The sequence below is a fragment of the Paraburkholderia sp. GAS33 genome, from assembly GCF_050436645.1.
Lineage (GTDB): Bacteria > Pseudomonadota > Gammaproteobacteria > Burkholderiales > Burkholderiaceae > Paraburkholderia > Paraburkholderia phenazinium_B.
Window position 1 is genome coordinate 236,554 of sequence record NZ_JBNDMP010000010.1, and the last position, 21,361, is coordinate 257,914.

Sequence of the window (21,361 nt, forward strand, 5' to 3'; positions counted from 1 at the left end):
TCGCGGGAAAGCCAAACGTCCGCCGAGGCGGTCCAACTGGCGCTCGTTTCCCGAGCATTGAGGCCCGATTGTGCATCGGGTATTGATCGCTCGGAGAGTTGGTTTTTCTGCGCTTCGCCATCGGTAAAGTATATCTTGGCTGAAATCGCCAGCGGCTTCAGATCAGTGTGCAGATGATTGCGCTAAAACATACTCCCATGAAAAAACCGCGCCGCCCTCTCGGGTCAACGCGGTTTTTTAACACCGGGATGCTCGAACCAGCTTACTTCTTGTAGTTCGCCACGCCTTCCGTGATTTCCTTGTGGGCGGCTTCGACATCCGCCCAGCCTTCGACCTTCACCCACTTGCCCTTTTCGAGCGCCTTGTATTGCTCGAAGAAGTGCTTGATCTGGTCTTTCAGATACGACGGCACGTCGTCGATCGACTTCAGGGTTGCCGTCATCGGGCAGACCTTGTCGTGCGGCACGGCGATCAGCTTGGCGTCGACGCCCGATTCGTCCGTCATCTGCAGCATGCCGAGCGCGCGCGCGCGCACGACCGAGCCGGCCAGCAGCGGAAACGGCGTGATCACCAGCACGTCGACCGGGTCGCCGTCGCCCGACAGCGTTTGCGGAATGAAGCCGTAGTTAGCCGGATAGCGCATACCCGTGCTGATGAAACGGTCGACGACGAGCAGGCCCAGATCCTTGTCTGCCTCGTACTTCACCGGATCGCTTTGCGCCGGGATTTCGATGATGACGTTGAAATCTTGCGGAAGGTCTTTGCCTGCGGGTACGTGATTGAAGCTCATGAGCGCTCTCTGAACAGGATGAAATTCGGAACACGGCGCGCGATACGGCGTCTGACTCAGGTCAGTCGCGGCACAGCGGACCAGAAGTGCGGAATACACCATTATAGCCAATCGGCCGATGGCACCTCCGTGACGATCGGCGCGATAATCGTTGAAACCGTGCTTCCGGACGCAGACGAAGTCGCACTTGCAGCAATGATTGCAGCCGTGACCGCAACCGCGCCACGGGCGCGCCAGAAGCCGTTCCAAGCCTTTTCAGCCAGGAGCATGCATGGAAGAAGCCAGACACTTCATCGGCAGCGAATGGGTCGCCCCTGCCGGCGGCGAGACGATTCCCGTGCTTGATCCCTCAGACGGACAGCCGTTCACGCAGTTAGCCCGTGGCAGCGCCGCGGATATCGATGCCGCCGTGCAGGCCGCGCGCAAAGCCTTCGACGGCGCATGGGGCGCCACCAGCGCAGCCGACCGTGGACGGGTGCTGTACCGGCTATCCACGCTGGTGGCCGCGAATCACGAAGAGCTCGCGCAACTCGAAGCGCGCGACACCGGCAAACCATTGCGCCAGGCGCACGCAGACGCGACAGCACTGGCGCGCTACTTCGAGTTTTACGCGGGCGCCGCCGACAAGCTGCACGGCGAGACACTTCCCTATCAGAACGGCTACACGGTTTTCACGGTGCGCGAACCGCACGGTGTGACCGGCCACATCGTGCCGTGGAATTACCCGATGCAGATCTTCGGCCGCAGCGTCGGCGCGGCGCTCGCGACAGGCAACGCGTGCGTCGTCAAGCCCGCCGAGGACGCTTGCCTGTCGGTGCTACGCGTCGCCGAGCTGGCTGCCGAAGCCGGCTTGCCGGCCGGTGCGCTAAATATCGTCACGGGCTACGGCCACGAGGCGGGCGCCGCGCTCGCGCGCCACGCCGGGATCGACCACATCTCGTTCACCGGCTCGCCGCAGACAGGCAAGGCCGTCACGCAGATGGCCGCGGAAAACCACGTGCCCGTCACCTTGGAACTCGGTGGCAAGTCACCGCAAATCGTGTTCGCCGATGCCGATCTCGACACCGCAGTCCCAGTGCTGGTGTCGGCTATCGTGCAGAACGCCGGGCAGACCTGTTCGGCGGGCAGCCGCGTGCTGATCGAGCGGGCCATTTACGAGCCGTTGCTCGATAAGCTCGCCACGGCGTTCAATGCGCTCCGTGTCGGGCCCTCGCATGCGGACCTGGACTGCGGGCCGCTCATCAGCGCGAAGCAACAGCGGCGCGTATGGGATTTTCTCGACGATGCGCAGCACGACGGCATTCCGATGGCAGCGCACGGCGAGGTGATCCACGAGGCGCCGGAAACCGGCTTCTATCAGGCACCGACCCTGCTGCGCGATGTGCCTCCGGCCCATCGCCTGGCACGCGAAGAAGTGTTCGGACCCGTGCTGGCCGCGATGGCCTTCACCGACGAAGACGAAGCCGTGGCACTCGCGAACGGCACGCTGTACGGACTCGTCGCCGGCATCTGGACGCGCGACGGCGCGCGCCAGTTACGGCTCGCGCGACGTGTGCGCTCGGGCCAGGTGTTTATCAACAACTATGGTGCGGGAGGCGGCGTCGAACTGCCGTTTGGCGGCGTCAAGCATTCGGGGCATGGCCGCGAAAAAGGGTTTGAAGCGCTGTACGGTTTTACAGTGCTGAAGACGGTCGCGATCCGGCACGGCTAGCCGGCCTGCAGGCCCGACCACGCTAACCGTCAACGTAATGAACGCACCGCAGGCACGAATGCACGAATGCACGAATGCAAATTGCAGCACGGAACGCATCAGCAACGACAACGGAGACATCATGCGCTTGAGAGGTAAAACGGCCATCGTCACGGGTGGCGGCTCGGGTTTCGGCGAAGGCATTGCGAAGACCTACGCGCGCGAAGGCGCGAACGTGGTAGTGAACGATCTGAACGGCGCGACAGCCGAGCGCGTCGCGAGCGAAATCGCACTGGCGGGTGGCAAGGCCATCGCGGTAGCCGGCGACGTCACCCGCAGCGACGACTGGACCCGTCTGCGCGAAGCCGCGCTGGAGGACTTCGGCAGCGTCCAGGTGGTCGTCAACAATGCGGGTACGACCCATCGCAACAAGCCCATCCTCGATGTGAGCGAGGCCGAGTTCGACCGCGTCTATGCGGTCAACGTGAAGAGCATCTACTGGAGCGTGCAGGCGTTCGTGCCGTACTTCCGCGAGCAAGGCGGCGGCGTGTTCATCAACATCGCCTCGACGGCGGGCGTGCGGCCCCGCCCTGGCCTCGTCTGGTACAACGGTAGCAAGGGCGCGGTGATCATCGCCAGCAAGTCGCTCGCCGTCGAACTGGGACCGGACCGTATCCGCGTGAACTGCGTCAACCCGGTAATGGGCGAAACCGGCCTGCTATCCGAGTTCATGGGCGTCGAAGACACGCCCGAGAATCGCAAGCGCTTCCTGGCCGGAATTCCGCTTGGACGCCTGTCGACACCGCAAGACATCGCCAATGCCTGTCTCTATCTGGCATCGGATGAAGCGGAGTTCATTACCGGCACATGCCTGGAGGTGGACGGCGGGCGTTGTGTGTAGATGAGCGGGGCGCGACCTGAACAGGCCAGCGCCCACCGCGGATTTTTAAACCACGTTCATTGCGAGCGCGCTTTCCCGATAGTGCTGGCTCGCCTTGTCAGCGTCGCCAAGCTGCTCGTGCAAACGTGCCAGCGCACGATGCGAACGGATCTTCAAGGTTTCGTTGTCGGCCAGCTTGAGCGCCGTCTCGAGGAACGACTGCGCCTTGCCCCACAGCTGCTGATGCAGACACAGGCGGCCCAGTGTGAACATCAGATCGGCATCCTCCGGACGCTCCTTCTGCCACGCTTCGGCCTTCTGGATCAGCGGCAGCGCATCGCCACCTGCCGTGTCCGGATAGCGGCGCAGCAGACGCGCGTCCCAGTTCTGCGCCAGCGCTTCCTCGACGATCTTGCGTGCGTCCTGCGGACGGTTGAGCGTCACCAGCAGTTCAGCGGCGAGATCGGCCAGGCGCGGCGAATGCCGCTCGGTTGGCGAGAGCGAATGCCACAACTCCAGCAGCGCATCGGCATTGTGACGCCGGTCGCGCAACAGATTCTCCGCCGCGAGTTGGCGCAAACGCACCGCCACAGCCGGGTGAATCGCCTCGCGCTTCTCCAGCGTCTTGACGAGCTTGAGCACTTCGCTCCAGTTCTTCAACTGCTGCTGCGCGCGCAACATGATCTGCTGCGCATGAATCCGCCGCGCGCCTTGCGACTGCATCTCTGTGAGCGCGGTCAGCGCACCGTCTGCGTCGCGGCCGTCCGCACGCATGTCCGCGGTCGCCATCAGACGTGCGTCCTGCCAGTCGGCCTCATCGATCTGCGAAAGCCATTCGTCGCGCCGCGCGTATTCGCGCATACGGTGCGCCGCCGTGGCCGCAACAAGGCCCGCCGCACCCTTGTTGTCGCCGTTGGCAAGCGCGTCGCGCGCCGCTTTTTCAGCACGCGAGAAACGTCCCGCGTACAGATTGCCGATGGCATCGCGCAGCGCCGCGTGCGCCTTCGCCACTCGCGAGCGGGCCCGGTAAGCAGCCACGCGCTGCGGCATGCGCCAGATGTTGCGCACGATACGCAGCAACGCATACACGAGGATAAACAGCACCACGAGCGCGACCACGAACAGGTTCAGCGACACGTCAACACGATACGGCGGATAGACGAGCAGCACCTGCCCCGTATCAAAACGTCCCACCGTCGCCAGCGCCACCGCGATGACAAATAACAACGCCAGCCAGATAAGTCCCCGGATCGCCATGATTAACTCCGGCTCCGGTATTGGTTGACGGCCTGCAGGCTCGTGTTCAGGTTCGGCACTTCCACCGCCGCCGAGCCGTCGTCCACTTCCTTCACCAACTCACGCACGGTTTGCGTGTGTTTGGAGGCGTTGTCGAAGTAGCGCGCGAGCGCTGCGTCGGCAGCGCGCAGGTCCGACTTCAGCGTGGTCTGGTTACGAGAAAGCAACGCGAGGCGCGCCGACAGCAGGCGCAGTTTCAGATTCTCGCGCAGGAAGTAGCCTTGATCCGGCGTGACCAGCATCGCGTCCGCATTGTCGATGCGACGCACTTGCACGAGGCTCGTCAACTGCTGGGCGATACCCGCCGAGAACACCTGCCACCATACCTTCCAGCGCGGCTCGCCGGTGGCCGCTGCGACCTTCGCGGTATCGGCGGGCGCAGTGGCCTGCGGCACGGTGTGAGCGGTCAGCGCTTCACCGTCGAGCGGCAACGTGTCAACCTGGTCGATCGCGTTGTCGAGCTTGATGGCAAGACCCGTGAGATCAGTCGACGGCGCAGACTTCAGCTTGTCGATATCCTCCGCAATCGCCTTGCGCACGGCCATGACCTGCGCGCCGTCAGAGGCCGCGAGTCGCGTATCGGCGCTTTGCAGTGCGAACAGCGCCAGCTGCGTGTTACCCGTCAGTTGCAACTGCTGGCTCGCGGCCGACAGCATCTGCCCCACTTCGGCGAGCGTCCAGTCGTCGCGATTGCGCGCGAGGTCCGCGTACTGTTGTTGCAGCGCCTGCTCGGCCTGCTGCGCGTCGGTCAGCTTGCCCTCGAGTTGCGACATCTGCGAATCGATCTCGTGAACGGTCGACACCGCCTGGTCCGTCTTCACGCTCAGTGCAGCAGTTTGCGCGTCGTTGGCCTGCTGCCGTTGCGTCAATTGCTGATCGAGCCTGATGAGCTTCCGGTTGAGCGTGATGCCGCCCGCAACCGCCGCACAGACAATGATCACGATGACCAACCACAGCAGCGGTCCGCCCGCGCTGCGGCGCGGCTGCTGCGCTTCGTAGGGCGTGAAGGGGGGATTGGGCGGCAACGCAGCGGTCGCAGCCGGCTGGGGGGAGGTGTTCGTGGGAGCGTTCGATTCAGTCATGCGTGAGTGAGCCGGGTTGGTCGGTACCGGTTGAACAACGGGAGGTACGGCTAAAAGCAAGGTATGGGCAATGCGCTCATCGCCCGCACCGGACACCGTAATGCTATCAAAACCCAGTCCCCGCGCGGTCTGCGCGATGCGTGGGTGCGGCGCGACGAGCGTGGCGCGCTTCAATTGAGCGATTTCGCCGGCGTTCAGGTGCTCGTGCGCGAGTTCGTCGAGATTGCGCACGCCTTCGGAACTGGTGATGAGCCACGCATGCGGTTCGCCCGCCAGCAGCTCATGCACCCGGCTCCAGGCGCCGATGGACGGCTCCGGCACGAGCCGCCGGTAAGCTGCGACGGTTTCCACTTCGACGCCGCCCTCACGCAGACGATCGGCCAGCCATTCGCGACCGCCGTCGCCGCGCACGATCAGCACGCGCTTGCCTTCCAGCGAGGTCGCACCGAACGAAGCGTCGATGGCCGCGAAGAGCGCCTCCGAATCGAAGCGCGCCACGTCGTCATCCGCCCCGGCCGATGGAGTAATCACGCGGTACGCCGGTGCCTCGACGCCGTGACGCGCCAGCGCCGCGACGCTGCCCGGCCCCACGACGCCGACCGGCAGCGCGTGCGGCCAGATCGAATCGAACTCCGCAAACGCGTAGTCGACGGCGTTGGGCGATACAAATACCACCAGCGCGTAGCGTTCGAGCGCGACTAACGCCGCCTGCAACGGCGCCACGTCTTCGACGGGCACGATCTCGATCAGCGGGAATTCGAGCGTGGCGATGCCGGCCGCGTCCAGTTGCGCCGCGAGCGCGGTCGACTGCCCCGCGGGACGCGTGATCACAACCGTATACCGCGTCTTGCCAGACGAGTTAGGGGATGAGTTGCCGCCTGTTTGCGCCGTCATCACGTGCCGGCCGCCGGACCGCTCGCCGTGCTGAGCGCGCGGACGATTTCAAGCGCGCCTTGTTCTTCGAGCGCGTTCGCCACCTCGCGGCCCAACTGCAGCGCGCGTTCGACAGTGGGCGCCGGCGCCGATGCATGGGCGCTCAGCACCTGCTGGCCGTCAGGCGTCGCGACGATGCCGCGTAGATGCAGCGCGCCGTCGCGCCAGGTGGCGTATGCCGCGAGCGGCACTTCGCAACTGCCGCCAAGCGCACGCGACACCATCCGCTCGGCCTCGACTGCCGCAGCGGTGTGCTCGTGATGCAGCGGCGCCAGCCATGCCGCGAGTTCGGGCCGTCCGGCGCGGATCTCAATACCAAGCGCACCCTGCCCGGCAGCCGGCAAACTATCCGCGGGATCGAGCAACGCGCGAATCCGCTCGCCCAGACCGAGGCGCTTTAGCCCCGCCGCAGCCAGGATGATCGCCGCATAGTCGCCACGGTCGAGTTTCGCGAGGCGCGTATCGAGGTTGCCGCGCAACGGCTGCACGACAAGCTGCGGATAACGCGCGCGCAGCATCGACTCGCGGCGCAGGCTGGAGGTGCCGACCACGCTGCCTGCAGGCAACGCGGCAAGCGAATCATAGGCATTCGACACGAAGGCGTCGCGCGGATCTTCGCGCTCCATGATGGTGGACAGCTCAAAGCCCACCGGCAGCTCCATGGGCACGTCTTTGAGCGAATGAACCGCCAGATCGGCGCGTCCATCGGCCAGCGCGTTCTCCAGTTCCTTCACGAACAGGCCCTTCCCCCCCACCTTCGATAAGGTGCGATCGAGAATTTGATCGCCGCGTGTCGTCATCCCGAGGATTTTTACGTCACAAGATGGATATAATTTGTGCAGCGCACACCGTACGTGCTCTGCCTGCCACATCGCAAGGCGGCTTTCCCGCGAAGCGATGATCAGGGTGGAGGGCGGTGGCGCCGAAAGCGTCTCGGAATTCATTACAAGTTCGGTGGATGACGGGAGGTTATAACAAACAATGTTAGCACGCGCTCCAGCCTTGCTTTATAGGCCAGATGGCTATGCTGGCGCGCCACCGTTGGAGGAGACAGGCCCGCATGGGCACACCGCAAATTTCAGCCATAGCGCAGTGTCGCCGTTCACGCACGATCGTTCGCGCGTCAAACGGCATCATGCGGGATGATGCAATGCGGTGCGCCGCGCAACAGCACTGAGGGGCCGCCTTCTCCCATTTGCCGATGGCCGTGTTTGCCATTGCTCTCGCAGTACTGAAGATTCTGCAGTTCAAGCGTAGTTGAAGCGCAGTTGCAGTAACAGCAGTTCATCTCTCAATAGACCCTGGCTTCCCTGAGGAAACCCATCGTGACGTCTTCCGGACCGGCGCGCCCTGCCCGCCGCAACACTGCATCGCTCAACGGTTCTGCGGGTGCGCCCGCAGTTGTTCCTGCCGCACCGGCCACGTCCAGCGCCTTATCCAAACGCGATACGGCAAGCTCTGCCAAAAGCACGCAAGCCGTGAAAACGGGTAAGGCCGCGAAAGCAGGGAAAGGCGATAAGGCCACTGGCAACGCGAAAGCCGGCAAAGCCTCGAAGTCCAAGGCCGGCAACGGCACAGCTGCAGCCGCGCCGCTGCACGACGTGTCGAAAGAGACAGCCGTGCCGCCCGCACCTAAAACCAGCAGCCGCACGCGCGAGGACAAGGACCAGCCGCTCTTCCAGGACATCCGTTATCTGGGACGCCTGCTCGGCGATGTCGTACGCGAGCAGGAAGGCGACGAGGTGTTCGACGTGGTCGAGACGATCCGTCAGACGGCGGTGCGCTTTCGCCGCGAAGACGACAGCAGCGCCGCGCAGACGCTCGACAAGAAGCTGCGTTCGCTGAGTCCCGAGCAGACTGTGAGCGTCGTGCGGGCGTTCAGCTATTTTTCGCATCTGGCGAACATCGCGGAAGACCGGCACCGCAATCGGCGTCACCGGATTCACGCGCTGGCCGGCTCGGCTTCGCAGGGCGGCACGATCGCTTATGCGCTCGAACGTCTGATGGAGGCCAACGCCGCCGCTACGCCGGTGTTGCAGCAGTTCTTCAACGACGCACTCATCGTACCGGTGCTGACCGCGCACCCCACTGAAGTGCAGCGCAAGAGCATTCTGGACGCGCAGCACGACATCGCTCGTCTGCTTGCCGAGCGCGATCAGCCGTTGACCGAGCGCGAGCGCGCCCACAACGAGGCCATGTTGCGCGCCCGCGTCACCTCGCTGTGGCAAACACGGATGTTGCGCGACGCACGCCTTACCGTGGCCGATGAAATCGAGAACGCACTGTCGTACTACCGCGCGACTTTCCTCGAAGAGATCCCGGCCATGTACGCCGACATCGAAGCCGCGCTCGCCGAGCATGGTCTCGACGCCCGTCTGCCGCCGTTTTTCCAGATGGGTAGCTGGATCGGCGGCGATCGCGACGGCAATCCGAACGTGACCGCAACAACGCTCGAGGAAGCCATCACGCGCCAGGCAGCGGTGATCTTCGAACATTACCTGGAACAGGTGCACAAGCTCGGCGCCGAGCTGTCGATCTCGAACCTGCTGACGGGCGCAAGCGAGCCGCTCAAGGAACTGGCGAAGGCGTCGCCGGACCAGTCGCCGCATCGCGTCGACGAGCCGTATCGCCGCGCGCTGATCGGCATCTACACGCGCCTCGCGGCCAGCGCTCGCGTGCGGCTCGGCGAAGGCGCCGTGCCGTTGCGCAGCGCCGGCCGCGGTGCGGCACCGGTGCGCGCGCAACCGTACGCAGACTCCGACGCCTTCGTGCGCGACCTGCACGTGCTGATCGATTCGCTCGCGGAGCACCACGGCGCGTCGCTCGCGAGCCCGCGTCTGTCGCCGCTCGCGCGTGCCGCCGAAGTGTTCGGCTTCCACCTTGCCAGCATCGACTTGCGGCAAAGCTCGGACATCCACGAAGCGGTGATCGCCGAATTGCTCAAACACGCCGGTGTCGAAGCCGACTACGCCAGCTTGTCCGAAGCCGACAAGCTGCGCGTGCTGCTGGCCGAGCTGGCGCAGCCGCGCTTGCTGCGCTCGCCGTATCTCGAGTACTCGGATCTGGTCAAGAGCGAGCTGGGCGTGCTCGAAGCTGCCCGCGTGACGCGCGAGAAGTTCGGCGCGCGCGCCGTGCGCAACTACATCATTTCGCACACGGAAACGGTCAGCGATCTGGTGGAGGTGATGCTGCTGCAAAAGGAAACCGGCCTGCTGCAAGGGCTGCTCGGCAATGCGCACGAGCCGGCCAAGGGCGCGCTGATGGTGATCCCGCTGTTCGAGACGATTCCCGATCTGCAAAACGCGCCACACATCATGCGCGATCTGATCGCGCTGCCGGGCGTCGACACGCTGATCGAACATCAGGGCGGCGAGCAGGAAGTCATGCTCGGCTACTCGGACAGCAACAAGGACGGCGGCTTCCTCACGTCAAACTGGGAGCTGTATCGCGCTGAGCTCGCGCTGGTGTCGCTCTTCAACGAACGTGGCGTGACGCTGCGCCTGTTCCATGGCCGCGGAGGCACAGTCGGACGCGGCGGTGGCCCGACCTATCAGGCTATCCTGTCGCAACCGCCGGGCACGGTAGACGGCCAGATCCGCCTGACCGAACAGGGCGAAGTCATTGCCAGCAAGTTCGGCAACCCGGAAATCGGCCGGCGCAACCTCGAAACCGTGGTCGCCGCGACGCTCGAAGCATCGCTGCTGCCGCACGGCAATACGCCCGCGCAACTGCCGGCCTTCGAGGAGACCATGCAGCAACTGTCGGATGCCGCAATGGCGTCGTACCGCGCGCTGGTCTACGAAACGCCCGGTTTCAAGGAGTATTTCTTCGAATCGACGCCGATTGCGGAGATCGCCGAGCTGAACATCGGCAGTCGTCCTGCGTCGCGCAAGCTGCAGGATCCGAAGCAGCGCAAGATCGAAGATCTGCGGGCCATTCCGTGGGGTTTTTCGTGGGGCCAATGCCGTCTGTTGCTGACGGGCTGGTATGGCTTCGGCAGCGCGGTGGCCGCGCATCTGGACAGCGCTCCGTCTGACGCCGAACGGGCACGCCGCCTCGGACTGCTGAAGAAGATGCACAAGACGTGGCCGTTCTTCGCGAACCTGCTGTCGAACATGGATATGGTGCTGGCAAAGACCGACCTCGCGGTCGCCTCGCGCTACGCCGCACTGGTCAGCGACAAGAAGCTGCGCAAGCACGTGTTCGAGCGCATCGTCGCGGAGTGGGAGCGTACCTCGAAGGTGCTCTCCGAGATCACCGGCAAGAGCGAACGGCTCGCGGATAACCCGCTGCTCGCGCGCTCGATCAAGAACCGCTTTCCGTACCTCGATCCGCTCAATCACTTGCAGGTGGAACTGCTCAAGCGCCACCGTGCGGGCGATTCGAATGCGCGGCTGCGGCGCGGGATTCATCTGACGATCAACGGGATTGCGGCGGGGCTGCGCAATACGGGTTGAGGGAGTGGCTTGTGGGTCGATGAGACGCCGGTGGCGCAGGCCGCTGGTGGAAGAACCTCTCGCTGGCTTCCTTGGATGACCGAGCTGGATACTCAAAGCGCCCCGTACTGCACAGCAATACGGGGCGCTTTGCTTTGTGCGCACATCCACAACGGCGGATCGGGCAGCCTCATGCGCCTGCGTGCAAACGCACGCGTGTCTACGGTCCGCCTACCTATTGCCACCTGCCGCTACAATAGAGACCGCCTGTACCAGTACAAGTCAGGCGATTATTCTGGTATCAACAACACCCCTTTGCCGATACGATGAGCCCGCCGTCCCCTGCCGACCCGTCCCCGCCACCGCTCGATGCGACGCCCGCTCACGCGCTGGGCGATTTCATCCGCGCCCACCGCGAGCGGCTTTCGCCGCAGGCGGTCGGCCTGCCGCCCGGGCCGCGCCGGCGCACGCCGGGCCTGCGCCGCGAGGAAGTTGCACAACTCTGCGGGGTCAGTCCCACCTGGTACACGTGGATCGAGCAAGGACGGCCCGTTTCAGCGTCCGCCGAGGCACTCGCGCGAATCGCCGTCGCGCTGCAACTGTCGCGCGCCGAGCGGGCCTATCTGTTCGAACTGGCGGCGCAACGCGATCCGGCCGAGCCCGACCCAGCCGCCGCCGATGCCCCCGCGACGCTGATCGAAACGGTCCAACTGGTGAACGCCCCGGCCTACGTGCTGGACCGGCAATGGAATGCATTGGCGTGGAACGAGCGCGCGGCCGACCTGTTCGTGGGCTGGCTCGATGGTGCACACGACCGCAACCTGCTGCGCTTCACGTTCATGGAACCGGCGGCGCGCGAACTGATCGTCGACTGGGAGACGCGCGCACGGCGGCTTGCCGCCGAGTTTCGCGCCGACTCGATCCGCCACCTGGCGGATGCGCCCACGCACGGCCTGATCGATACGCTGACGAGCACGAGCGACGCGTTCGCACGCTTCTGGGCGTCGCAGGACGTAGGCGAGCGCGAAGGCGGCCGACGCGAATTCAATCATCCGCGCGATGGACGGGTGGTGTACGACCAGATCACGTTCAAGCCGGCGCACCGGGAAGATCTGAAACTGGTGGTGCTGGTAAGGGAGTAGCGGCGCTGCCGGATGCTAAAATCGAGGTCTTGTTCGTTTCGGCGGCGCCTCTACTGCCGAGAGCTTTTCCACCGCACGTTCTTCATTGCCCAACACCATGACGTCCCAACTGCATAAAAAAGGCGAAGCCTGGTCGGCTCGCTTCTCCGAGCCGATGTCGGATCTCGTCAAACGCTACACGTCGTCGGTTTTCTTCGACAAGCGACTGGCGCTGGTCGATATCGAAGGCTCGCTCGCGCACGCCGCGATGCTGGCTGCGCAGAAGATCATCGGCGCGGACGACCTGGCGGCTATCCAGCGCGGCATGGCGCAGATCAAGGGCGAAATCGAACGCGGCGAGTTCGAGTGGCAACTCGACCTGGAAGACGTGCATCTGAACATCGAAGCGCGCCTGACGGCGCTGATCGGCGACGCTGGCAAGCGCCTGCATACGGGCCGCTCGCGCAACGATCAGGTGGCGACGGACATCCGCTTGTGGCTGCGCGGCGAAATCGACCGGATTGGCGGCCTGCTGAAGGATCTGCGCGCGGCGCTGATCGACCTGGCCGAGCAGAACGCTGAAACGATCATGCCGGGCTTTACCCACTTGCAGGTGGCGCAGCCGGTGACGTTCGGTCATCACTTGCTGGCGTATGTCGAGATGTTCACGCGCGACACCGAGCGCATGCGCGACTGCCGCACGCGCGTGAACCGCCTGCCGCTGGGCGCGGCGGCACTCGCTGGCACGAGCTATCCGATCGACCGTCACGCGGTGGCAAAGACACTGGGTTTCGACGGTATTTGCGCGAACTCGCTGGACGCCGTATCGGATCGCGACTTCGCGATCGAATTCACGGCGGCATCGGCGCTGGTGATGACACACGTGTCGCGTCTGTCCGAAGAACTGGTGTTGTGGATGAGCCCGCGAGTGGGCTTTATCGATCTGGCGGACCGTTTTTGCACGGGCTCATCGATCATGCCGCAGAAGAAGAACCCGGACGTGCCGGAACTGGCACGCGGCAAGACGGGTCGCGTGAATGGGCATTTGATGGCATTGCTGACGTTGATGAAGGGTCAGCCGCTGGCCTATAACAAGGACAACCAGGAAGACAAGGAACCGCTGTTCGATACGGTGGACACGGTGGCAGATACGTTGCGGATTTTTGCCGAGATGGTGGCAGGGATTACGGTGAAGCCGCAGGCTATGCGGGCTGCGGCGTTGCAAGGTTTTTCTACTGCTACGGACCTGGCTGATTATCTCGTCAAGCGTGGGTTGCCGTTCCGGGATGCGCATGAGGCGGTGGCACATGCTGTGCGCGTTTGTGTGGATCGCAATTGCGATTTGGCGGATCTTTCGCTTGATGAGATGCGTCAGGAGCTGCCTAATGTGGCTCACCTCATCGGTGAGGATGTGTTTGAGTATTTGACGCTTGAAGGGTCTGTGGCTAGCCGGAATCATGCAGGGGGGACTGCGCCTCAGCAGGTTCGGCTGGCTGTTGTTGTTGCTCGGGAGGCGCTCAAGTAAGCGCTTGGGGTGTTTTTGCCTGCGGCGCCTTGGTTTGGGTTGTTGTTCTTGGGGTGTTGGCCTTTCCTTGCTTTCTTATTGGTTTGCTGGCGTTGCCCCTGTGCGGGGCGGCACCTACTTTTCTTTGCCGCCGCAAAGAAAAGTAGGCAAAAGAAAGCGGGCTCACACCGCTAGCCTGTAGGTGTCCTCCACTGGCATGAAGCCGGAGTGGTCCGCGCACGAAAGGCGCCATCGCACCACACGCATTAGTGACAAAGGACTCATTCATCCCGCCCACCCACTATGTGCGTGGCGGATGGGTCTGCAAGGGGAAGCGGGGCAACGGAAGACTTGAAGCTGCATGCATCGCCGAACCCCGAGCCCAACCGATGAAACGCCCAATCCCGTTGAAGGAAGCCCCCAAATATAGTTAGCATTCCTATGAAGCCCGAGGAAGCTTCTGGCGCTCGGCGCTCGGCGCTCGGCGCTCGGCTATCGGCTATCGGCTATCGGCTATCGGCTATCGGCTATCGGCTATCGGACAATTTTCTTCGCACGGCTAGGTGAAGTTATGCCCGACGGCGGGGCGCGCAGCGCAACGCTGGAACGGATGACTGCCTTGTCACTAACGGGGATGGCGCGAGGACAGATTTCGTGCGCGGACCACTCCGGCTTGATGTCAGTGGAGGACACCTACAGGCTAGCGGTTGCAAGCCCGCTTTCTTTTGCCTACTTTTCTTTGCGGCGGCAAAGAAAAGTAGGTGCCGCCCCGCACAGGGGCAACGCCAGCAAACCAACAAGAATGCAAGGAAAGGCCAACACAGCAAGAACAACGAAACCGCCGCAGGCAACCAAACCAACCACCCCACAAGCGATAATACCCCCACCGACCGAAGGTCAAAAAAAGCCCTACAAAGCCAAATGATCATCCGCCCCCACCTCCACTGGTTCCGCATGCTCCTGGCCTGGCGAGGCTCAGTCCTCCCGCAGCTTCTGCCGCGCCTCTTCCTGATCTTCTGCATCTCCATCGCGGCCGTGGCCGTCCACGACCACCTCCTCAGGATCACCGTCAACCTCAGCACCACCCCCTTCTCCCTCATCGGTATCGCGCTCGCCGTCTTCCTCGGCTTCCGCAATAACGCCAGCTACGACCGCTGGTGGGAAGCCCGCAAACTCTGGGGCCAACTCCTCAACGATGCCCGCTCCATGACCCGCCAGGTCCTCACCCTGCCCCGCGAGTCCCTCGCCCAGTCAGACGTCAAAGATTTCGTCCAGGCCCTAAGTGCGCTGCCCCATGCACTGCGTCATCAGCTCCGCAAAACCGATCCGCGCGATGACCTCGCCGCGCGCCTGCCCGCACCGCTGCTCGACCGCGTCATGGCCTCACGTTATCGTCCCACCACCCTCATGCTCGTGCTCGGCGAATGGGTCCATCGCCAGTCGCGCACAAGCGCGCTGGACCCGATGGCCGTGCTCGCCTTCGATCGCAATCTGAATTCGCTGTCGGATGTCATCGGCGGATGCGAGCGTATCGGTTCTACGCCGCTGCCGTTTGCCTACTCGGTGATGATTCACCGTACCGTCTACTTCTTCTGCGCAGCACTGCCGTTCGGACTCGTCGAAAACATCGGCATCTTTACGCCCGTCTTCTCGGTCTTCGTTGCCTACGCCTTCATGGCCCACGAGGCCATCGCCTCGCAGCTCGAAGACCCCTTCGGCACCGACGAAAACGACCTCGCTCTCACCATGATGTCCGTGTATATCGAAGACGCCGTCCGCGATCTGCTCGCCGAGCCCGCCCTCGTCATCCCCGGCCCCGAAGCAGAGCAGTTCCTCGTGACCTGACGGTCAATGGCGGCTCACCGCTGCTAATCGCGGTCAATCGCCGTCGCTGCCCACCGTATCCGACAGCCGCTTGAGCGTCGCCACCCGCGCGCCAATGATGTCGACCCGGCCGCGCTCGTCGGTCACCGCGGTCGCCGCGTCCAGATACGCGCTCCACGCACGCTGCGCCCGCGTCAGGATCGCTCGGGCACGCGCCGGCAGCTTGGTCTGCAAGCGGCGGTAGTAGCGGTTCATGTCGAAAGTCGCGTGTTCGCACATCGCGTCCGCGGAACACGGTCGTGGGCGAACCGGCAGAGTTCCGCCACTGCCCGCGTCGGCAGCCGCGCTGCGCAGCGCCAGCGCGCGGTCGCGCACCGGCTGCAATTGCATGTCCGCCTCGGCGGTCTGATACATGGCACCTTGCTTTGTCGCGAAGACTGCGTCCAGCAACGGCGCCTGCGCATCGCGCGAAGCCTGCCAGCGGGTCTGGCTCTCTTCCCACAGCTTGCGCCGTGCAGGCGGCAGCTTTGCCGCAAGCTGCTGCCATGCCGTATTCATCGCGGCCTGCCAGCCAAAGCGCGCCGTCTCCATGCACTGCAACTGGCCCGTCGTCGACGACATGTCACTGCGGGCCAGACACGTACGCATCGCCGCGTCGATCGGATCGGCCGCGGCCACTTCGGCGCGCGCGCTGACCGCCAGCGTCGACGCCATCGTCAGCAGCGCGGCAGCGGCCAACAACCAGGCGCCGCCGATCCGTTGCAACCGTCTCATTTTTAGCCGCGCACGCAATCGACGAAGTACTCGATGCGGCCGTTGATCGTCTCGCCCACCAGACCGTGGATGTCCGTGTGGAAGCCCGGGAAACGTTCGTTGAACTCGCGCGCAAAACGCAGGTAGTTGACGATCGTCCTGTTGAAACGCTCGCCTGGAATCAGCAGCGGAATGCCCGGCGGATACGGCGTGAGCAGAATCGACGTGACGCGGCCTTCGAGTTCGTCGATCGGTACCCGGTCGATCTCACGATGCGCGAGCTTCGCGAACGCGTCGGACGGCTTCATGGCCGGCTCCATGCTCGACAGGTACATCTCGGTGGTCAGACGCGCGATGTCGTTGGCACGGTAGACGCTGTGGATCTGTTCGCACAGATCACGCAGGCCGACGCGCTCGTACATCGGATGATGCTGGACGAACTCCGGCAGCACGCGCCACAGCGGCTGGTTGTTGTCGTAGTCGTCCTTGAACTGCTGCAACTCGGTCACCATCGAGTTCCAGCGGCCCTTCGTAATGCCGATCGTGAACATGATGAAGAACGAATACAGGCCGGTCTTCTCGACAATAATGCCGTGCTCGGCCAGGTACTTCGTGACGATTGCCGCCGGAATGCCGGACTCGCCGAAGCCGCCGTCCATGTCCAGACCCGGCGTGACGATGGTCGCCTTGATCGGGTCGAGCATGTTGAAGCCTTCGGCGAGCGGACCGAAGCCGTGCCACGCGTCGTTCGGGCGCAGCATCCAGTCTTCGCGCGAGCCGATGCCCTCTTCCGCGAACTCCTCCGGACCCCACACCTTGAAGAACCAGTCGTCGACGTATTCGTCGTCGACCTTGCGCATCGCGCGGCGGAAATCGAGCGCCTCGGCGATCGACTCTTCCACCAGCGCGGTGCCGCCCGGCGCTTCCATCATCGCCGCGGCCACGTCGCAGGAAGCAATGATCGCGTACTGCGGGCTCGTGGACGTATGCATCAGATACGCTTCATTGAAGCGGTGCTTGTCGAAGCGGCTGTTCTTCGAATCCTGCACGACGATCTGCGATGCCTGCGAAATGCCGGCCAGCAGCTTGTGCGTCGAGTGCGTCGCGAACACCAGCGCGCCGATGCGCGGACGACCCGCGCCAATGGCGTGCATGTCCTGGTAGAACTCGTGGAACTCGGCATGCGGCAGCCACGCTTCGTCGAAGTGCAGCGTATCGAGCCAGTCGCCGAGCATTTCCTTGATCATCTCGACGTTGTAGATCACGCCGTCATAGGTGCTCTGCGTGATGGTCAGGATGCGCGGCTTGAGGTCCGGATTCTTCGCCAGCGCTTCGCGCGCGAACGGGTTCGCCAGGATCTTCTTCTTGATGTTCTCAGGCTCGAATTCGCTGCGCGGAATCGGACCGATGATGCCGAAGTTGTTGCGTGTCGGCGTGAGGAACACCGGAATCGAGCCGGTCATCGTGATCGCGTGCAGGATCGACTTGTGGCAGTTGCGGTCCACCAGCACGATGTCGCCCGGCGCCACCGTACCGTGCCAGACGATCTTGTTCGAGGTCGACGTGCCATTGGTCACGAAGAACACGTGGTCGGCGCTGAAAATGCGCGCGGCATTGCGCTCGGAGGCGGCCACCGGGCCGGTGTGATCGAGCAGCTGGCCGAGTTCGTCGACGGCATTACACACGTCCGCGCGCAGCATGTTCTCGCCGAAGAACTGGTGGAACATCTGGCCAAGCGGGCTCTTCAGGAACGCCACGCCGCCCGAGTGCCCAGGACAGTGCCACGAGTACGAGCCTTCGTCCGCGTACTGCACCAGCTCCTTGAAGAACGGCGGCGCGAGCGAATCGAGGTAAACCTTGGTCTCGCGGATGATATGGCGCGCGACGAACTCCGGCGTGTCCTCGAACATGTGAATGAAGCCGTGCAGCTCACGCAGAATGTCGTTGGGCAGATGGCGCGAGGTGCGCGTTTCGCCGTACAGGAAGATCGGGATGTCGGCGTTGCGGCGGCGCACTTCCGTCACGAACGCGCGCAGTGCGACGATTGCGGCGGCCAGTTCGGGCGCGTCGCCCTCGACCACCACATTGTCGGAATACGGCAGCAGCTCATCGTCGTCGATCGACAAAATGAAGCACGACGCACGGCTCGACTGTTGCGCGAACGAGGTCAGATCGCCATAGCTCGTCAGCCCGAGCACTTCCGCGCCTTCTTTCTCGATTGCTTCCGCGAGAGCCCGGATGCCGGAACCCGAGATGTTCTCGGAGCGGAAATCTTCGTCAATGATGACGACGGGAAAACGAAACTTCATGGGCGATTCTCCAAAAGGAACGACCGCTGCTTTCCTGGATAAAGAGCAGCGGTCACCTGTATTTCCGGGTGGGTCAGTGCGCTGCGAGCGTCACGTTTTGGGCAACGTCACGCCGTGCTGACCTTGATATTTGCCGCCGCGATCCGCGTACGACGTTTCACAAATTTCGTCGCTTTCGAAAAACAGCACCTGGGCGACGCCTTCGTTCGCGTAGATTTTCGCAGGCAAAGGTGTCGTATTTGAGAATTCCAGCGTAACGTGCCCTTCCCACTCGGGTTCAAAAGGCGTCACGTTGACGATGATCCCGCAACGCGCATAGGTCGACTTGCCCAGACACACCGTCAGCACGCTGCGCGGAATACGGAAATACTCCACCGTGCGCGCCAGCGCGAACGAATTCGGCGGGATGATGCAGACGTCGCCCTTGAAATCGACAAACGACTTCTCGTCAAAGTTCTTGGGGTCGACGATGGTCGAGTTGATGTTCGTGAAGATCTTGAATTCGTCCGCGCAGCGAATGTCGTAGCCGTAGCTCGACGTGCCATAGCTGACGATCTTCCGGCCGTCCTCGGAAACGCGCACCTGATCGGGCGCGAACGGCTCGATCATGTTGTGCGACGCGGCCATGCGCCGGATCCACTTGTCGGATTTGATGGTCATAGTTGAACGCTGCGTAACGGATGAAGCATGGATGAATAAGGATGAAGCCGGCAAAGGCCCGCCGGGCCGCGTGTTGCCGGACGAAAGGCGCTTATTTTACGCGATCAGCGCGCTGCTGCTGCAACTGCGGCAAATAAGATTGTTGCAGCGCAGCGGAGTGAGAACGGACCGGTTCTGCAGAATGTTGAAGACGCGTCGAAAATGCGGCGCGAGACTTGATGATGGCAGCGCGCCAGAGAACGCCGGCCGCCGCTACTGCCGGATGATGCCGCAAGCGAGCAGCGGGCCGGCACCATGTTGCGGCCAGGCGTAAGGATCGGAAGCGTCGCGATGCACCACCACCGCCCGCTGCAGCACCGAGCGGATGCCGTCGAGCGAAACGTCCGGCGCCACGATAAAGCCGCTCGCCACACCGTTCGAATCCGCGTGGATATTGCCGAGATCGCCTTCAACCCGTGCACCCATCTTCAGCCGCTCGGCCGCCGGCGCGAAAACTGCGCCGACGCTCGAACCGTCCACCGAATTGCAATCGCCGCGCTCATGCACCTGCAGCGCATGATCGCTATCAGGAGGCAAGCCGGAAAGATTGTAGGTAACCTGCACGCCGTCGGAGCGCTCAATGAAGGTCACCAGACCGCGCGTCTGGCTTCCTACGGCCGGCACCAGTTGTGCCTCGGCGCGCTTTTCCTGTGGTCTCAGGAATGTAGTGCAGCCGCATAGCAGCAGGCTGCTGGCAGCCAGGACGATGAACGCATGCACCGCCTGCCCGTCGATTCGTTTTCCCATGCGATCCTCTTGTCGACCGCCGGCCGCCCCTGCGGTCGCCGAGCCGAACCTGATGAAGTCGACATGATACCGCGAGCGGAGGCGTCTCCAACGCCTGCGCCCGTGTTCCGAAAGGAGTTTCAGGTGTTCTGCACCACGATCGTCGGAAACTTCGAAGTCATGTCGCGGGCACGCTCGGCGATATGGATCGCCACCTTGCGGGCAATCGAGCGGTAAATCTCAGCGATCCGGCCGTCCGGATCGGCCACCACGGTCGGGCGACCGGAGTCGGCCTGCTCGCGGATGCCTATATCGAGCGGCAGGCTGCCGAGCACTTCGACACCATATTCCTTCGCCATGCGATCGCCGCCGCCGGCGCCGAAAATATGCTCTTCGTGGCCGCAATTCGAGCAGATATGGATGCCCATGTTCTCGACGATTCCAAGGATCGGAATGCCGACCTTCTCGAACATCTTGAGGCCCTTCTTGGCGTCGAGCAGCGCGATGTCCTGCGGCGTGGTCACGATCACCGCGCCCGTCACCGGCACGCGCTGCGACAGCGTGAGCTGGATGTCGCCGGTGCCCGGCGGCATATCGACGATCAGGTAGTCCAGATCTTCCCAGTTCGTCTGCCGCAGCAGCTGTTCGAGCGCGGAGGTGGCCATCGGGCCGCGCCAGACCATCGGGTTGTCCTGCTCGATCAGAAAGCCGATCGAGTTGGCCTGCATGCCGTGGCCGCGCATCGGGCTCATTGTCTGGCCGTCCACCGATTCCGGACGGCCTTCGATGCCGAGCATCATCGGCAACGAAGGGCCATAGATGTCCGCATCCAGAATGCCGACAGACGCGCCTTCGCTCTCGAGCGCCAGCGCCAGGTTCACGGCGGTCGTGCTTTTGCCGACGCCGCCCTTGCCCGACGCCACCGCAATAATGTTCTTCACGTTCGGCAACAGTTTCACGCCGCGTTGCACGGTGTGCGCCGCGATCTGCTGGGAAACCTGCACCCGTGCCTCGGCCACACCCGGCACGGCGCGCAACGCGTCGCCGATCAGCGTGCGAATCGCTTCAAACTGCCGTTTGGCCGGATAGCCGAGTATCACTTCGACGCTAACCGTGGCACCATCAATAGCGGTGTTCTTGAGGCTTTTCGCCGCCGCGAAAGGGCGGCCGGTGTTGGGGTCAGCGACAGTCGCGAGGGCGGCGTCGACCAATGCCCGATCAATGCTCATTGAGACTCCATGGGAACACTTGCGGCGCGACCGAATCGAAGTTTCGGCCACCGACTGGAAATTGAAAGAAATTGTTATGTGGGATTGCG

Annotated in this window: 15 protein-coding genes; 6 read left to right on the top strand and 9 right to left on the bottom strand. The window is 63.4% G+C overall.

Translation table 11 applies throughout. The features are described 5' to 3' along the window. Positions 1–262: 262 nt before the first annotated feature. Positions 263–790, bottom strand: a complete 528-nt coding sequence (ppa, locus tag P3T24_RS27870) for an inorganic diphosphatase (RefSeq protein ID WP_074266168.1) — start codon at positions 788–790, stop codon at positions 263–265. Between the two features lie 271 nt (positions 791–1,061). Here ppa and P3T24_RS27875 point away from each other — a divergent pair, with 271 nt between their 5' ends. Next, on the top strand, positions 1,062–2,501 hold the full coding sequence (locus P3T24_RS27875) for an aldehyde dehydrogenase family protein (protein WP_429439669.1): 1,440 nt from the start codon (positions 1,062–1,064) through the stop codon (positions 2,499–2,501). A 121-nt stretch (positions 2,502–2,622) separates the two neighbouring features. After that, positions 2,623–3,381 (top strand): SDR family oxidoreductase, encoded by a 759-nt coding sequence (locus P3T24_RS27880; protein ID WP_074266169.1) that lies wholly within the window; start codon positions 2,623–2,625, stop codon positions 3,379–3,381. Between the two features lie 45 nt (positions 3,382–3,426). Here the strand turns inward: P3T24_RS27880 and P3T24_RS27885 are convergent, their stop codons facing one another. From P3T24_RS27885 to hemC, 3 genes are read right to left on the bottom strand one after another with little or no spacing between them, the layout of a single operon-like run. After that, on the bottom strand, positions 3,427–4,617 hold the full coding sequence (locus tag P3T24_RS27885; RefSeq protein ID WP_122153935.1) for a heme biosynthesis protein HemY: 1,191 nt from the start codon (positions 4,615–4,617) through the stop codon (positions 3,427–3,429). A gap of 2 nt (positions 4,618–4,619) precedes the next feature. Beyond that, positions 4,620–6,632, bottom strand: a complete 2,013-nt coding sequence (gene hemDX / locus P3T24_RS27890; protein ID WP_429439671.1) for a fused uroporphyrinogen-III synthase HemD/membrane protein HemX — start codon at positions 6,630–6,632, stop codon at positions 4,620–4,622. Further along, a complete protein-coding gene (hemC, locus tag P3T24_RS27895) occupies positions 6,632–7,615 on the bottom strand; it encodes a hydroxymethylbilane synthase (RefSeq protein WP_429439674.1) in 984 nt (327 codons plus the stop codon). Before hemC ends, hemDX begins: the two co-directional genes overlap by 1 nt. 381 nt (positions 7,616–7,996) lie before the next feature. Here hemC and ppc point away from each other — a divergent pair, with 381 nt between their 5' ends. From ppc to P3T24_RS27915, 4 genes are all read left to right on the top strand, one after another. Then, positions 7,997–11,128, top strand: a complete 3,132-nt coding sequence (gene ppc, locus P3T24_RS27900) for a phosphoenolpyruvate carboxylase (RefSeq protein ID WP_429439677.1) — start codon at positions 7,997–7,999, stop codon at positions 11,126–11,128. Between the two features lie 305 nt (positions 11,129–11,433). Next, complete coding sequence (locus P3T24_RS27905) at positions 11,434–12,249, top strand: helix-turn-helix transcriptional regulator (RefSeq protein ID WP_429439679.1); 816 nt, start codon at positions 11,434–11,436, stop codon at positions 12,247–12,249. Between the two features lie 97 nt (positions 12,250–12,346). After that, a complete protein-coding gene (gene argH / locus P3T24_RS27910) occupies positions 12,347–13,753 on the top strand; it encodes an argininosuccinate lyase (RefSeq protein ID WP_429286301.1) in 1,407 nt (468 codons plus the stop codon). A 900-nt stretch (positions 13,754–14,653) separates the two neighbouring features. Continuing rightward, positions 14,654–15,577 (top strand): bestrophin family protein, encoded by a 924-nt coding sequence (locus P3T24_RS27915; protein WP_074265481.1) that lies wholly within the window; start codon positions 14,654–14,656, stop codon positions 15,575–15,577. A gap of 33 nt (positions 15,578–15,610) precedes the next feature. On the opposite strand, the gene P3T24_RS27920 is transcribed toward P3T24_RS27915, so the two are convergent. The 5 genes from P3T24_RS27920 to apbC form a co-directional block, all read right to left on the bottom strand. Then, the gene (locus P3T24_RS27920; protein ID WP_429439682.1) at positions 15,611–16,330 is read right to left on the bottom strand and encodes a lysozyme inhibitor LprI family protein; all 720 of its coding nucleotides are present in this window, start codon (positions 16,328–16,330) and stop codon (positions 15,611–15,613) included. Between the two features lie 2 nt (positions 16,331–16,332). Continuing rightward, positions 16,333–18,618, bottom strand: coding sequence for an arginine/lysine/ornithine decarboxylase (locus tag P3T24_RS27925; protein ID WP_074265483.1), 2,286 nt, complete (start codon positions 18,616–18,618; stop codon positions 16,333–16,335). A 90-nt stretch (positions 18,619–18,708) separates the two neighbouring features. After that, on the bottom strand, positions 18,709–19,278 hold the full coding sequence (dcd, locus tag P3T24_RS27930) for a dCTP deaminase (RefSeq protein ID WP_012432068.1): 570 nt from the start codon (positions 19,276–19,278) through the stop codon (positions 18,709–18,711). A 252-nt stretch (positions 19,279–19,530) separates the two neighbouring features. Then, positions 19,531–20,064 carry a superoxide dismutase family protein gene (locus P3T24_RS27935; RefSeq protein ID WP_074265484.1) on the bottom strand — a complete coding sequence of 178 codons (534 nt, stop codon included), beginning with the start codon at positions 20,062–20,064 and terminating at the stop codon, positions 19,531–19,533. 119 nt (positions 20,065–20,183) lie between these two features. Further along, a complete protein-coding gene (gene apbC, locus P3T24_RS27940) occupies positions 20,184–21,272 on the bottom strand; it encodes an iron-sulfur cluster carrier protein ApbC (RefSeq protein ID WP_429408736.1) in 1,089 nt (362 codons plus the stop codon). Between the last annotated feature and the right edge of the window lie 89 nt (positions 21,273–21,361).

Coding starts and splice junctions, on each gene's coding strand:
- ppa (WP_074266168.1), bottom strand. CDS start 790: ATGAGCTTCAATCACGTACCCGCAGGCAAAGACCTTCCGCAAGATTTC.
- P3T24_RS27875 (WP_429439669.1), top strand. CDS start 1,062: ATGGAAGAAGCCAGACACTTCATCGGCAGCGAATGGGTCGCCCCTGCC.
- P3T24_RS27880 (WP_074266169.1), top strand. CDS start 2,623: ATGCGCTTGAGAGGTAAAACGGCCATCGTCACGGGTGGCGGCTCGGGT.
- P3T24_RS27885 (WP_122153935.1), bottom strand. CDS start 4,617: ATGGCGATCCGGGGACTTATCTGGCTGGCGTTGTTATTTGTCATCGCG.
- hemDX (WP_429439671.1), bottom strand. CDS start 6,632: ATGACGGCGCAAACAGGCGGCAACTCATCCCCTAACTCGTCTGGCAAG.
- hemC (WP_429439674.1), bottom strand. CDS start 7,615: ATGAATTCCGAGACGCTTTCGGCGCCACCGCCCTCCACCCTGATCATC.
- P3T24_RS27905 (WP_429439679.1), top strand. CDS start 11,434: ATGAGCCCGCCGTCCCCTGCCGACCCGTCCCCGCCACCGCTCGATGCG.
- argH (WP_429286301.1), top strand. CDS start 12,347: ATGACGTCCCAACTGCATAAAAAAGGCGAAGCCTGGTCGGCTCGCTTC.
- P3T24_RS27915 (WP_074265481.1), top strand. CDS start 14,654: ATGATCATCCGCCCCCACCTCCACTGGTTCCGCATGCTCCTGGCCTGG.
- P3T24_RS27920 (WP_429439682.1), bottom strand. CDS start 16,330: ATGAGACGGTTGCAACGGATCGGCGGCGCCTGGTTGTTGGCCGCTGCC.
- P3T24_RS27925 (WP_074265483.1), bottom strand. CDS start 18,618: ATGAAGTTTCGTTTTCCCGTCGTCATCATTGACGAAGATTTCCGCTCC.
- dcd (WP_012432068.1), bottom strand. CDS start 19,278: ATGACCATCAAATCCGACAAGTGGATCCGGCGCATGGCCGCGTCGCAC.
- P3T24_RS27935 (WP_074265484.1), bottom strand. CDS start 20,064: ATGGGAAAACGAATCGACGGGCAGGCGGTGCATGCGTTCATCGTCCTG.
- apbC (WP_429408736.1), bottom strand. CDS start 21,272: ATGAGCATTGATCGGGCATTGGTCGACGCCGCCCTCGCGACTGTCGCT.